This is a genomic window from Aquimarina longa SW024 (assembly GCF_001401755.1).
GTDB lineage: Bacteria > Bacteroidota > Bacteroidia > Flavobacteriales > Flavobacteriaceae > Aquimarina > Aquimarina longa.
The window spans coordinates 268576-283640 of the sequence record NZ_KQ474100.1; the positions used below are offsets into that span (position 1 = coordinate 268576).

Sequence of the window (15065 nt, forward strand, 5' to 3'; positions counted from 1 at the left end):
TGTTACAGAATAAAAAAGAATCATAGCCTATAGCTATGCTTGTTTTTTATGGTATTTTGGTATTTTAATAGGTTTGTGTTTTTTTATTTACAGTATTCATCCTTAAAAACAAGTGACTTACAATAAAAAAGATGTAGTTTCGCGCCTGCGATAGAAAAACCTAATCATGAAACGTATCAAAGAATACAAGAAGTTGTTTAATGTTGAAAAAGAAATTGACCTTAAAACTTTAAAAAAAAGCTATAGAAACCTAGTTAAAGAATGGCATCCGGATAAATTTCAGGAAGGTGATGTTCAAAAGGAAGAAGCAGAAATAAAAAGTCGACAAATTATTGATGGTTATCATTTTTTAGTAAGTATTGCTCCAGAAACAAAAGCTTCTAACTTAGAGGAATATGCTATTACAACCTCTCAATCTGGTATTGCAGACTATCAGCATAAAGGCATGCTATTAGAAATTTCATTCTTAGACGGAACAACTTATGAGTATTTTGGTGTACCTAAGACAGTTTATATAAAAATGATGAATTCTGACAAGCTGTATAGATTTGCGAAAAGAAATATATTTAATTCTTATTTATATAGAAAATCAAAAAAAACACTTCAAGAAGTATAAAATTAGAATGTTTATATGATTAGTCTTTATTTATGGTCATTACATAGAAAAAGAGTGTCTATCTTTGTTTAAACCCATCTTATGTCAAAACAGTTTTCAGAATTAGGTATTACAGCTTCAATCCAAAAAGGATTAGTAGATTTAGATATTAGTACTCCAACCGATATACAAAAGAAAGCAATTCCGGTTTTATTAAATCAAAAAGAAGATGTTGTTGGTTTAGCCAAAACAGGAACCGGAAAAACTGCCGCATTTGGGATACCTTTATTGCAACTGGTCGATACAGAAAATACCGCTATCCAAGCAGTAGTATTAGCTCCAACCAGAGAATTAGGACATCAAATCTACGATAATCTAAAATCGTTTAGTACCTATTTGCCAGATGTTTCTATTATTTCAGTTTGTGGAGGGATTCCTATAAAACCACAGATAGAAGGGTTGAAAAGTACGACACATATCGTTATTGCAACTCCAGGCCGATTAATAGATTTAATTAATCGCGATGCCATTGATTTACAACATTCAGATTATTTAGTTCTTGATGAAGCTGATGAAATGGTAAGTTCTTTAAAAGATGGGTTAGATAAAATTGTTGCAGTTTTACCTAAAAAAAGAAGGACTATTTTGTTTACTGCCACAATGCCAGGGACTATAAAACAGATGATACAGAATTATATGTCTAAGCACGTTATTCAAGTAAGTGCAGATATGGAAACTATAGGACATCAAGGCATTGATCATAGATATATTGTAGTAGAACCTATAGAAAAGCTAGAAGTATTAATGCACTTTCTTAGCTCTAAAGAAGGAAAACAAGGTATTATCTTTTGTAAAACAAAAGCTGCGGTAAATAAATTAGCAAAGAATCTAGCGATACATAAATTTTCTTCAGGAGCAATTCATGGGAGTTTATCACAGCCTATTAGAGATAGAGTTATGGAACAGTTTAGACAAGGATATATAAATATTCTTGTTGCTACAGATCTAGCTGCCAGAGGAATTGATGTTAAAGAGACATCTTATGTAGTACATTATCATTTACCTGATTCTTTTGAGTCTTATGTTCACCGAAGTGGAAGAACAGCAAGAGCAGGAGCAGAGGGACTTTCCTTAACGGTACTACAAGAAGACGAATTAGAAGATTTAGCAGAATTCGAATCTGTATTGAGGATTGAGTTTAAGAAACAGGAAAAAGCCAACTCTCAGAGTATTGAAGAGAACAATGCTCTTCTATGGGCAAGAAAAATATTTAAAACTAAGCCTAATCATTCAGTCTCAGGAGAGTTTAAAGAAAAAATAAAGACAGTGTTTCATCATCTTACAAAAGAAGAACTGGTAGAGAAAATGCTAGCAAATTATCTCATACAACATTCAAGCGGGAACATTTTGAAAACAGAGACCCCTAAAAAGAAAAAAAAATAAACTATTATGGCAAATAGCATTAAAGAGCAACGAGATATTCTTGATAAGCTAAAAATAAAAAGCTTAAACCCAATGCAAGAAGAGGCTCTTATTGCTATTAAACATACTACAAATACGGTTATACTTTCTCCTACAGGAACAGGTAAGACCTTAGCATTTTTACTACCCATTATTGCTGGTTTAGATCGTAATAGCACAGATGTACAAGCACTAATATTAGTGCCATCCAGAGAATTAGCGATCCAAATAGAACAAGTAATTAGAGAAATGGGTTCTGGATATAAAGTAAATGCCGTATATGGAGGACGTTCTATTTCTAGAGATAAAATAGCATTAAAACATACTCCATCAATTCTTATTGGTACACCTGGTAGAATAGCAGATCATTTTGGAAGAGAACGTTTTGCTAAAGAAAGTATAAAAACATTGGTATTAGATGAATTTGATAAATCATTAGAAATAGGTTTTGAGTATGAAATGAGAGGGATTATTAATGAATTGCCTAGTATAGAAAAACGTATATTAACTTCTGCGACACAAGAGATTGAAGTTCCTAGTTTTGTAAAATTAGAGAACCCAGTTATCATAGATTATTTGCAGGAGGGAGTTACTAATCTAGCAATAAAAACGGTAATCTCTTCTTCAAAAAACAAGTTGAATACCTTAGTCAATTTATTAAATCAATTAGGAGGTCAACCCGGGATCATATTTTGTAATCTAAAAGATACTATTAAAAATGTAAGTGACTTCTTGAATAAAAATAATATCAATCATGGTTGTTTTTATGGAGGAATGGAACAAAAAGAAAGAGAGCGTTCTTTAATAAAGTTTAGAAATGGAACGCATCAAATCATTATTGCTACAGATTTAGCAGCCAGAGGACTTGATATCCCAGAGATAAAATATATAGTTCATTATCAATTGCCTCTAAAAATTGAAGAATTTACACATAGAAATGGTAGAACAGCTAGAGTAAATGCTAGTGGCACCGCTTATGTATTACAATGGGAAAAAGAAAGCCTTCCAGATTTTATTACTAATACCGAGATAGAAACGATTACGAAACAATCTGTAAAGCGTTCTCAATATTGGGAGACCTTATTTATTTCAGGAGGAAGAAAGGATAAAATATCTAAAGGGGATATTGCAGGATTATTTTTTAAGCAAGGCAAAATTAATAAAGACCAATTAGGAATTATAGAGTTAAAAGAAGATTGTACTTTTGTTGCAGTACCTGTTACTATTGCTGATCAGTTAGTTAATTTGCTAAATAACAGTAGGCTTAAGAAAAAAAAGATACGAGTAACTCGTATATGAGGAGCTTCTTAAATACGAATTAACACTGTTTGTCATGACATTCGAGCACATGTCAAATTAGTATTATCCCTATATTTAAAGGAAGAAGAGAGTTTTCTAATTTATGGCATTATATTTGACAGTATAAAAGTAATTATTAAAATTAAATTATATATAATGAGTAAAGGAACAGTAAAATTCTTCAATGATGCTAAAGGTTTTGGTTTTATCACAGAAGAAGGTTCGAACAAAGAGCATTTTGTACACATTTCTGGATTAGTAGATGAAGTTCGTGAAGGTGATGAAGTTGAATTTGATCTTACAGAAGGTAAAAAAGGATTAAATGCAGTAAACGTAAAAGTTATCTAACATATACGCTTAAACCTGTACAAGAGGGGAATTGTTTTTCAATTCCCCTCTTTTTTTGTGATATATACTACTATTTTATACCTACTCTTAACATAATGATTAAGTAGAATATTAATAAATATAATCTTCTAATTCCTCTTTTTTCTTGAAAAAAGTGTTTCAAAGCACTACTTTTAAGTAATATTTTTACGTATTCCTAATAAAAACCTAAGGAAAACCCTGCAAAAATCATATAAAGGCATTAATTTTACACCCCCTAAAAAAAGTAAATCTATATGTCTGGGATAACAGCAGAAGAAAAGAAAACAGGAAAAGAGCTATATAGCTATCAAAAAGGAGCTATTAATAAAATTTTTAAAAGTTTTGAAGAATCACCTGAAGACTATCATTTATTATATCAATTGCCTACAGGTGGAGGAAAAACAGTTATTTTTTCTGAAATAGTAAGACAATATCTTAAACACCATAATAGAAAAGTATTAGTACTGACACATCGTATAGAGTTGTGTAAGCAAACATCAAAGATGCTTACTGGTTTTGGTGTTATTAATAAGGTTGTCGATAGTAAAGCTAATCTAGACGATCAAGAAGAGTATAGTTGCTTTGTAGCTATGGTAGAAACTCTTAATAATAGATTAAATGAAGGTAAACTAGATATATCTGATATTGGTTTAGTTATTATTGATGAGGCACATTATAATTCATTTACAAAATTATTCAAGTTTTTCGAAAAATCTTTTGTTCTAGGAGTTACTGCAACCCCATTGAGTTCGAACATGAAATTACCTATGAAAGACAATTATAATGAGTTAATTGTAGGAGAGACGATAGAATCTTTAATAAATAATGAGTTTTTAGCTCGTGCAGAGGTTTTTAGTTATAATATGGGGTTAACTTCTTTAGAAGTAGGATCTAATGGAGATTATACTGTAAAATCCTCAGAGGATTTGTATACTAATCGAGATATGCTCAGTAAGTTATTAGAAGCGTATAAAAAACACTCTTTGGGTAAGAAAACGTTAATTTTTAATAATGGTATTAATACTTCATTACATGTATATGATACATTTAGAGCAGCAGGATATCCTATTGCACACTTAGATAATACTGCTACAAAAAAACAACGAGATCAAATCTTAAAGTGGTTTAAAGAAACGCCAAATGCGATTTTAACTTCTGTAAGTATCTTAACTACTGGTTTTGATGAACCTACAGTAAATACTATTATTTTAAACAGAGCGACCAAATCTTTAACGTTATATTACCAGATGATTGGTCGTGGTTCTCGTATCCTTAAAAACAAATCTACATTTGCGGTAATTGATTTAGGAAACAATCATCATCGTTTTGGTCCTTGGGGAGCAGATTTAGATTGGCAAAAAATATTTAATTCGCCTAACTATTATATGGATAAGCTCCTTAATGATGAGGAGATAGAGGGTAAATTTAGGCATGAAATGCCAGAAGAATTAAGAGCCGAGTTTGCAAATTCTGAAGAAGTTTATTTTGATATTAAAGATACCTATATAGAATCTGTAAAAAGAGGGCAATCCTCTAAAGTAGTACTAGAACAATCAATAGAACAACACGCTAAGATATGTATAGAGAATAGCGAAGATATATATGATGCTCTAGCCTTGGCAAAAAAGTTAGGGGAGGATATAAATCATAGGATCCAAGCTTATGCAAAATGTATTAGTAAGAGTACCCATAATTTTTTAACATGGTTAAAAGATGATTATCGAAAGAAATTGAACGCATATTTACGTGAGAATTTTGATAAAGTGTATGAAGATATCCACGGTAAACCTCCGGAAGAATAAAAATTAAAGGAAGCAATCCTTTTCAAATAAACTACGCTATGCGTATAGGTTCTTAAACCTATACGCATAGCGTATTATTTATAACTCCAAGCTATAAAACGGCTCTTTTTATTTCCTTGTGACATTTCTACAGAGAAGTGTATAGCGTTTAATTTGTTTAGTTGTTTTTCTAATTTAGGTAGATTCTCTTTTTTAGAAACTAAACTGGTAAAAATACCTATTTGTTTAGCGTAACTCACACTTTGTTTTATCATTCGTTTTAAAAATAACGCTTCTCCACCATTACACCAGAGTTCATTAGCCTGACCTCCAAAATTAAGTTGTACATCTTTAGTTTTTCCTAGATTCTGTAATTTCCTAAGTGTCCCTTTAGTAGCTTCTTCTTTTGATGTATGAAATGGAGGGTTACACATCACAAAATCAAAATATTCATTACTTTTTATAATTCCATCAAATATATGAGCAGGATTAGACTGAAATCGTACTTCTATCATATCAGACAAATGTGGGTTTATAGTTACATTATTTGTTGCTGATACTATAGCTTTTTCATCAATGTCTACACCTACCATATTCCAATTATATAGTTGTGAGCCTAAAATAGGGTAGATGCAATTAGCGCCTGTACCAATGTCTAATCCTTTTGGAACAGCATTTTTAGTTTTTTTATTACTTAAAATATCTGCTAGATGATGAATATAATCAGCTCTACCTGGGATTGGAGGACAAAGATAACCTTCAGGGATATTCCAATCAATTAATTTATAATAATGCTTTAAAATAGCTCTGTTTAGTTCTAAAACAGCTTTTGGGTTAGAAAAATCGATAGTTGTATTTCCGAATGTATTGATAAAAGTTAACTGCTGTAAAATAGGATGTGTAGCTATCAATGCAGAGAAATCATACGAGCTGTTATTGTGGATATTATTAGGATGCAATTTTGATGGATTTTTATACAAAGATATGTGTATTCAATTCTTATATGCAATTAAGGTATAAAACTATATTTTTAAATTAGATAATGCTCTATTCAAACTTCTTAAAGTAATTCCTAAATATTTAGCCAAATCATTTTTGGAAACTACCTCAGTAAATTCAGGGAAATTCTCTTTGATCTTTAAAATATTTTCTTCTATGGGATGGTATTGCTGATAAGAATGTCTTGGAGCTTTATAACTAATTTTTTCTGCCATTGCTTTCATGATTAGTTTATTAAACTTTTTATCATTTTCTAACAAATTATTAAAATGAGTATATGAAATTTTATATACTATTAGCTCTGTTATAGCTTCAATACAGCAAAAACTAGGTTTGTTACTAAATACTTCTATTTCACCAAATTCCATTCCTTTTCCTAAAAATTCTTGAATAAAATCTTTTCCTTTTTCATCAGATAAATAGCATTTAGTAACTCCTTCTTTAATAATATAGACCCAATTATATCTTTTATTTTGTTCTATTATTTTTTCTGTTGGATTGTACTGCTCTATATTAATATGATGCTTATTACTATGATATATAGTTTCAGTATAACTTAATAATTCTGGATTTGTTCTTATCATTTTGTCGTAATGGGACAGATGTCCTTTTTAATAAATTTAAGAAGTTATTTCTTTGAACATTGTAAAATTATATAATAAAAGATGAATAAGCCTCCTAGTATTTATAAAACTAGATTTTTAGTAGTATGTATAAGCTCCTTATTTTTTTCTGCTAGTTTTAACATGTTAATTCCTGAGTTACCTGCATATTTAAGTATCCTTGGAGGGGCAGAGTATAAGGGATTAATTATCTCTCTCTTTACACTTACAGCTGCTATTTCAAGACCTTTTAGCGGTAAATTAACTGATACAATAGGTCGTAAACCTGTAATGATTATAGGAGTATTGGTATCTTTAGTATGTGGTTTTTTGTATCCTGTAATGATAACAGTTTCAGGATTTTTGTTTTTAAGATTATTACATGGGTTTTCTACAGGTTTTAGTCCTACAGCAATAGCAGCATATGTAGCAGATAGTATACCTAAAGATCGTTTGGGTGAAGCCTTAGGTATTCAGGGATTATGTTTTAGTGCAGGATTAGCTTTAGGACCTGCATTAGGTAGCTTTATTAAACTGTATTATTCATTTAACGTATTGTTTTATAGTTCATCATTTATTGCATTTGTATCATTTCTTTTAATCATCAATCTAAGAGAGAGTCTTTTGAAAACTAAATTTATGAAGTCCTCTATTTTTCAGTTTTCAAGACATGATTTTTTTGCAAAAGAAGTTTTGCCTTCAGCAACTGTAACATTTTTTACATATATTGCTTTTGGAGTTATTCTGACTATAATTGCTGACTGGAGTGAGCATTTAGGAATTATTAATAAAGGAACATTTTTTATTGTTTTTACATTATCATCTTTATGTGTACGATTTATTGCTGGTAAAACATCTGATATTTATGGTCGCTCCATTGTAATAAAAATGGGACTTATTGTGCTCATTTTGTCGTTGCTAATTATTGGTTATTTTAATAATTCCATTGGTTTGCTTATAGGATCTGGTTTTTATGGATTAGCTATGGGAGTATTATCTCCAGCATTAAATGCATGGACAATCGATATGAGTCATCCTGATCATAGAGGAAAAGCAATGGCTACAATGTATATCTCTTTAGAAGTAGGGATTGGCTTAGGGGCATTTTTTTCTGGGTGGTATTATCAAGATGATATGTATAGAATACCTATAATTATATATACTTGTGCACTAATGGCAGTATTAGCATTTGTATATATGCTATTTAAACCTATTTCACGTCACTAGTTTTTAGTAGATATAATTCCAAGTTTTGATATAAATTTTTTCTTATACCAAAACTTAGAATTGTGACAAATCTAGATTTTTTATGATATTGAATAAGTATCTTGAGCATTATTAAATTCAGATTGATAGTAAGTCCTGTTACTATAAACATTACTTAGTATATCAGTTACTTCTTCTTTTATAGCTACAATTAGAAAATCAACATCTTCATTTTTTCTTGCTGCAATTCTAAAGTATTGTTTTGTAGAGCCCATTTTATTACCACAATTTCTTATAAAACAAGATTTGTTTTGCATTAATCTATTTCTTAATTCCTCTCCATCAATTATAGAATCTAATCTAGTAAATATGAAGTTTGAGTTCGTAGGAAAAGTTTCAAAAAAATGTAGTTCTTTAAAACGATTTTCGAGATACTTAGTGTCTTCAATAACTTTGATTCTACTTTGATTATATGCTATTTTTTCATGTTGAATGAGAGTCAACAACATTTCTGATATTCCATTCACATTCCAATAAGGCAAGTGTTTCTTTAGTTTACTTATATTATCTTCATTACTAATAGCATACCCTATTCTAAGCCCGTGTAACCCTACATTTTTACCTAAACTCTTAATTACCCAAGAATTAGGGAATAGGTGTACGTCATTTTTTACTGTAGGAGGATTTATTGATGAAAAATCAATAAATGATTCATCAATAACAATGTTATCTAAATGTTGTAATTTACCCATAATAGAGAGTAACTCAGATCTAGTAAAAATAGACCCAGTGGGGTTATTAGGATTACAGATAATAAGATTTTTTGTTCCAGATTTTATAACAGCTTCTATTAATTTTTCGGGGGTGAGTTGTTGTGCATTTTCATCACAGTAGCGTATCGTATGTAGTTTTTTACCTAAGTTTATAGGTTCCTCTATCCATCTTCCAAAAGAAGGTGTGGGAACGAATAGGCTATCTTTTATAAATAAAGAATTAAGCCATGAGATAATTTCTGTAGATCCATTCCCTGTAATAATGCGAGCTGGGGTATCAATATCTGAAAAATGAGCAATGCATTCGGATATACGATCATTAGAGCTAGGATAATATTTTATAGCATATGGAATTTTACTATATAATTGATTCATAACAGAATCTGGAGGAAAATACGTATTTACAGGAATGCAATAATCTTTAAGCCCGTTAATTGTATTAAAATTATTGGTTAAACTGGCATAAGAAGGATTATGTGTTGTAGTAGTAAACAAATTAAGATCAAACTTTTGATTTTTTTGGTTTACAGAATCGAATAAAAGTTCTTTTGAATTCATTATGTTGATTTGAGTGGATTTTAAGAATAATTTTTTCTATTATAGAATGCTAGCTTTATAATAGGCAAATGATTGTCATGTAATCATCAAATTACAGATCATATAACTGTATATCATCATGATTATAAAAAATAAAAAAATGAAGATTAAAAAATTCCTGTTTTCTGCTTTTTTATTGCCCATGTTTTAAGAGAAAGATAAGTTATTATTATAGACAACAGTTATCATGTGAAATACCCTATTTTTTTTTAAAAAATATTTATATACTCCTTTCTTTATAATATGTACAATGTAACATGGGTTATATAAATTAGTCTAAAAATATTACTTCTAATGATTACTTAATTTGCTCAATAGTTTTACTCTTTAAATAGCATATTTATGTATCAAGCATATTATATTTGTTTGTAGTATGATGATGATCATAATTATTAAAATATAACTAAACTACTTATTAAACTTATGAAAGATAAAGGCTCAATTATATTGCTTATGCTTACTATTCTTTTTTGTATTGGCTGTGAAAACAAAACTAAAACTCCGTTTATACAAGGATATGCTAATATTAAAACATTACATACCGTTTTATCTAGTGAGTTTCCAGGAATATCAAAATCAGAAGGTTTAGAGAATGCTTTTGATAATGATAAGAATACTAAGTTTTTAGTACAGCAACCTAAAAATAGTATTCAATTAAAAAACAAGGAAGTTTCTATCATAAAAAAGTATGCAATAACTTCTGCAAATGATGCACCAGGTAGAGATCCAAAGAATTGGACTTTAAGTGGTTCTACGGATGGTATTAACTGGGAGGTTTTAGATTCAAAAACTGATCAAGAGTTTAGTAAAAGAACAGTTACTAATTCTTATAGTTTAGAGCATAATAAGAAAGCATATTCACACTATAAATTTGATTTTGAGTATTCTAAAACCTCTATTTATGGTGATGATTACTTACAGATTGCAGAAATAGAATTGACTGCTTTAACAGATATGCCTGTTACAAAATTTATAGCAGATCATACAAAAGGTAAGATAGGAGATACTATTCAGTTTAAAGATCAGTCTGCAAATGCTCCACATACATGGTATTGGGTTTTTGAGAATGGTATACCGGCTACAAGTAATGAACAAAACCCTAAAGTAATTTATAACATACCAGGTAATCATAATGTAACTTTAATTATTGATAATAAATTTGGAAGAGATACATTACTTACTAAACGCAAAATTAAAATCTATGATCCTGAAAATCCATGGAAAGGGTTTTATTACCCAACAATATCATTAACACCTACTGATACTGTTTCTGATGGATATAAAAGAGCAATTTCTGTTATTCCTGATTTGAAAAAAGCAATTAATGAAGTTACTTTGGGGGTTTGTAAGCAGTTATATAGAAATATAACAGAAGTTCCTGATTTTGAAAAAGTTAATTTTACGTTTAATTGGAGTGATGTTTTAGCAGCAAAAGGAGGGAGTAGTGCAGCAATGGAACTTTGGTTTAGCACAAAATATATTCAAAATGCATTAAAGGAAAAACCTGATGAGGCGGTAAAGTATGAGTTATACGGAGTACTTTGGCATGAGCTTACTCATGGATATCAGTTTAACCCTGTAACTTCTGATGATCAATATAAGCCAGGATATGATTATTTTGCTTTTTTGGAAGGAGAAGCAGACTTAGTTCGGATCAATGCAGGATATCATAAAACAAGACATCCAGACTTAGGGTTTGATGGTCATAAGTATCTTTCGGGATATACACCTTCTGGTTTTTTTCTAAAATGGATTGTAGATACTTATGATGATGATTTTATTTATAAATTTAATGCCTCTGTGAAAACGATAAATCCTTGGAGTTTTAAAGCTGCTTTTCAAGAAATTTTACAAAAAGATATAGATGTACTATGGAATGAATATACTGCATATGTTGACACCTATAATGCAACTAAAAAAGTGGTTAAAACTAAAAGAATAGATTGGATTAATGCTAACTAAATGTGTTCTTAATCAAGTAACAAATTTATTACTGCTTTAAAAGAATACACTGTTCTAAGATGAAATTAGTCGTGTAAAATTAGCCCTTTTACATTATACGTTAAAAATAAGTAGAATACTAGAGGTGCTTATATCTTTGATAGTCATTAGATGTTTTTATTATAGTAATTTAAAGAATAGACTGTTATCAATCAAAAAACCTGTGAAGTTAGAGCTTCACAGGTTTTAATAAATTAATTAAGAAATGTATTATTAATCTAGTTTACATAATTTTATGTTACTATAATCAATAATTTATCTAGCACTAACTACTAGCTTTTTAGTTACGCCATCTATTTCTAATAAATACATTCCAGAAGGTAAGTTTATTCCGACCCTGGTCATTGTTCTATTAAATAGCCTTACATTTTCTTTAGAAAATACGACGTTTCCTTGTAAGTTACGTATGTTTATGGTACTTATTTTACTTTCAGATGGGATAACATATACTTCACTAATAATTGGATTAGGGAAGAATTGAAAATCTTTACCTGTAATTACTGGAGGTGTGTCAGGACCATCTCCACCACCTGTATCAGTATTTCCTTCTTTACCGAACACTTCTAATTCAGATAATTGGAAAATAGTTCCAGAAGTATTGTTAAAGTTAAATCTAATCTTAGAGAATGCTTTAGTATTGGTAAAAGAGAATATTTTCTTTTCATTTCTATTCGCAAAACTATTGTTAGATTTTGTATCAATAGTTGTCCAAGTAGTACCATCATTAGATCCTTGTAAAGTCCAATTTTTAGGATCTCTTTCTGGAGCATCTCCACCAGAAGTTAAGCTATATTTATTGATTACATATGCTTTGTCAAAAGTATAGGTAACTGTTGTACTTGCTTTAAAGGTTAAATATTTAGAAAAGCTATCATTATCAATTAGTTTACTAATGTCTTCTCCATTAGGGCTATCATTATTAGATTCTACAATACTTCCATTCGGCTGAGTTAAGTCTTCAGAAGTGTCAGGAGGAGTAATTGTTCCTTCACCGCCATATATCTTAAACTCATTGATAGAATATCCAAAAGATGTTGCGGTTCTTTTTATACCTTTAATTCTAATGTACCGACTCTTAGTATTAAGAGGTATGTAATTAAAGTTATCAAAATTATTAGTGATATTTTTGATTGTCGACCAATTGTTACCGTCATTAGAGGTCTGTACTTGATAGTCCTTAGCTCCAATCATAATACTACAGCAAGTAAACCATGAAATCTCGATAGCACATACATTGCTTTCTTTTTCTAAATCTACAGCAATCCATTGATCGTTAGAAAACCCACTAGACCATCTGGTATTCGTATCATTATCTGTAGCTTTACTTGCCGAGAACTCAGCATTTTCTGAAGAAGAAGTGGTTACTGTTTTTCCAATAGCAATATTATTTTTGTCCTCACAAGGTTTTACTGTAATGCTAATATCTTTTAAATTTTTTCCTTTAAAGTTTTTAGCCTCAAGGGTTACTTTATATGTTCCAGGGGTATCAAAAGTAATATTAAAGTTTTTAGAGTTTGTAAAACTAACACAACTTTTACCTTTATAAATCCATGCATATTCTATAGCATTGGTAGATGTGTTTGTAAAGGAGACTTGCTCACCAACAGTTACAGTAGTACTACTAGTTGTAAAGTTAGGTGTTGGTAATGAGATATTTCTTCTTTGATTTTCAATGCTATTTACATACTCATTCCAGAGTTGATCAATGGTTTTTCCTGGAACAATTTGTTCTGTTGCAGCCTTAAATGTCCAAGGGTCTATAGTTTTTGCTGATTTATTAAATTTATATGCAAAATCAGTATAGTTATCATTCAACCAATTGATAAAAAAAGCAGAACCGTTATATCCCTTTAACCATTTATGAGTTTGGTCAATATCAATATCAGCTAAGGTAGAATATCCTTCTTTAAAACGTACAAAATCTGCAATTCCTTCTATAAATCCAAAGAAATTTTGCCCAGTTTCGTATGTTCCTGCATTTTTAGGTTCGTGGCTATATGCATGTGTAACCTCATGAGTAAGTGTACCTCCAATTTCTGCTTTTAATTCTTCTATACTCTGGTTAAGTACCATATTTAAGTAATGTGTACTGTTTTCAATTCTAATTTTAGGAGGTGTTCCACTTTTGGCAGCAATACCACCACAGTAATTAGGACTAAAAACAAGTTCTAATTCAGTAAAATTCGGAACTTCTTGAGGGGTTTTATATAATCGCTTAACAACAGATAGTATTCTAGCATTATAAAAACGTGTTCTTTCGGATTGTGTTCTTCCAATAGCATTTAGTATTGCATCAGCATTAGTATTGGTTCCTGTTCCTAGATCAATAACTGTTACTTTTGGGTAGTTAAAATCATCCCAACTTGTTTGAGCTATACTTTTAGTATGGATAAAAAAAGTAAATACTGTTACGCATAAGCTAATAAATAATTTACGCCTTTTTTTGTGTTTCATTTTGAGTTTGTGTTTCATTAAAAAAAATTTAGTTAATGGTGAATATATAATTAAGTAGTTAAATTCTGTTAAAATAATATAGAAAACACACTAAAATTCATGTTTTTTATTGATTATCTCTTTTTTTAGAAATTGTTTTGATGCTATTTTTAATAAAAGAAGAGTATCAAACGCTGTATTGTATTTAGTATTACAAACGCTTCTGTAAAAAAGAATAAAATATTTGGACACCATTATATTAATGCTCAATTAGAATTATAAAATCTAAAAGGCAAAAATGAAAAATTACATCTCATAAGTTTTTTAAATCTATTTTTTAAATATGGATTTGATAACAATGATTTAGGAATGTTGATACTTGCAGTTTTTTTTAAAGAAACTTTAGTATTTTGAGTTTATGTAGCTATTTCTAATTTTAAAGAATAGTGATCATATACTCCGAAAGAGTATTTATGCATTCCGAAATATCATTCATGTGTTCCGAAAGAATATTCATGCACTCCGAAAGAGCATTTATGCATTCCGAAATATCATTCATGCATTCCGAAAGAGTATTTATGCATTCCGAAAGAGTATTCATGCACTCCGAAATATCATTCATGTATTCCGAAAGAGTATTCATGCACTCCGAAAGAGCATTTATGCATTCCGAAAGAATATTCATGCACTCCGAAAGAGTATTCATATATTCCGAAAGAGTATTCATGAATTCCGAAAGAGTATTCATGAATTCCGAAAGAGTATTCATTTATTCTTAAACAATACTATTGGGAGTGTTTAATAAAGTATATTAAATAAAAAATAGATAATAATATGAAGTACTCCAAATTCTATTTAACATTTTAAGAATACTTAATAATTATTATAGGTTTATATAACTTCTTACTCTTTATTGTATACTTATAATCGGTACAAGCGAAGAAGATTG

General features: G+C 29.8%; 11 protein-coding genes. 7 read left to right on the top strand and 4 right to left on the bottom strand.

The window, feature by feature from the left end:
• Positions 1 to 166: 166 nt before the first annotated feature.
• From N456_RS13710 to N456_RS13730, 5 genes are all read left to right on the top strand, one after another.
• A complete protein-coding gene (locus N456_RS13710; protein ID WP_062058187.1) occupies positions 167 to 616 on the top strand; it encodes a KTSC domain-containing protein in 450 nt (149 codons plus the stop codon).
• A gap of 81 nt (positions 617 to 697) precedes the next feature.
• Complete coding sequence (locus N456_RS13715) at positions 698 to 2038, top strand: DEAD/DEAH box helicase (RefSeq protein ID WP_062058191.1); 1341 nt, start codon at positions 698 to 700, stop codon at positions 2036 to 2038.
• A 6-nt stretch (positions 2039 to 2044) separates the two neighbouring features.
• Complete coding sequence (locus N456_RS13720; RefSeq protein ID WP_062058194.1) at positions 2045 to 3355, top strand: DEAD/DEAH box helicase; 1311 nt, start codon at positions 2045 to 2047, stop codon at positions 3353 to 3355.
• 156 nt (positions 3356 to 3511) lie between these two features.
• Positions 3512 to 3703: a cold-shock protein gene (locus N456_RS13725; RefSeq protein WP_062058197.1), complete on the top strand. Its 192-nt coding sequence runs from the start codon at positions 3512 to 3514 to the stop codon at positions 3701 to 3703.
• A 275-nt stretch (positions 3704 to 3978) separates the two neighbouring features.
• The gene (locus N456_RS13730; RefSeq protein ID WP_062058200.1) at positions 3979 to 5526 is read left to right on the top strand and encodes a DEAD/DEAH box helicase; all 1548 of its coding nucleotides are present in this window, start codon (positions 3979 to 3981) and stop codon (positions 5524 to 5526) included.
• 74 nt (positions 5527 to 5600) lie between these two features.
• Here the strand turns inward: N456_RS13730 and rlmF are convergent, their stop codons facing one another.
• Together rlmF and N456_RS13740 are read right to left on the bottom strand one after the other, a co-directional pair.
• Positions 5601 to 6464 (bottom strand): 23S rRNA (adenine(1618)-N(6))-methyltransferase RlmF, encoded by an 864-nt coding sequence (gene rlmF, locus N456_RS13735; RefSeq protein WP_062058205.1) that lies wholly within the window; start codon positions 6462 to 6464, stop codon positions 5601 to 5603.
• Between the two features lie 63 nt (positions 6465 to 6527).
• Entirely contained in the window at positions 6528 to 7088 is a 561-nt protein-coding gene (locus N456_RS13740; protein WP_062058208.1) for a Crp/Fnr family transcriptional regulator, read from the bottom strand.
• 81 nt (positions 7089 to 7169) lie between these two features.
• Here N456_RS13740 and N456_RS13745 point away from each other — a divergent pair, with 81 nt between their 5' ends.
• On the top strand, positions 7170 to 8333 hold the full coding sequence (locus N456_RS13745) for an MFS transporter (RefSeq protein ID WP_062058210.1): 1164 nt from the start codon (positions 7170 to 7172) through the stop codon (positions 8331 to 8333).
• Positions 8334 to 8413: 80 nt separating this feature from the next.
• Here the strand turns inward: N456_RS13745 and N456_RS13750 are convergent, their stop codons facing one another.
• Positions 8414 to 9643, bottom strand: a complete 1230-nt coding sequence (locus N456_RS13750) for a pyridoxal phosphate-dependent aminotransferase (protein ID WP_062058213.1) — start codon at positions 9641 to 9643, stop codon at positions 8414 to 8416.
• A gap of 462 nt (positions 9644 to 10105) precedes the next feature.
• Between N456_RS13750 and N456_RS13755 the strand changes: the two genes are divergently transcribed.
• On the top strand, positions 10106 to 11644 hold the full coding sequence (locus tag N456_RS13755) for a basic secretory protein-like protein (protein ID WP_062058215.1): 1539 nt from the start codon (positions 10106 to 10108) through the stop codon (positions 11642 to 11644).
• A gap of 294 nt (positions 11645 to 11938) precedes the next feature.
• Here the strand turns inward: N456_RS13755 and N456_RS13760 are convergent, their stop codons facing one another.
• Entirely contained in the window at positions 11939 to 14137 is a 2199-nt protein-coding gene (locus tag N456_RS13760) for a basic secretory protein-like protein (RefSeq protein ID WP_062058217.1), read from the bottom strand.
• Between the last annotated feature and the right edge of the window lie 928 nt (positions 14138 to 15065).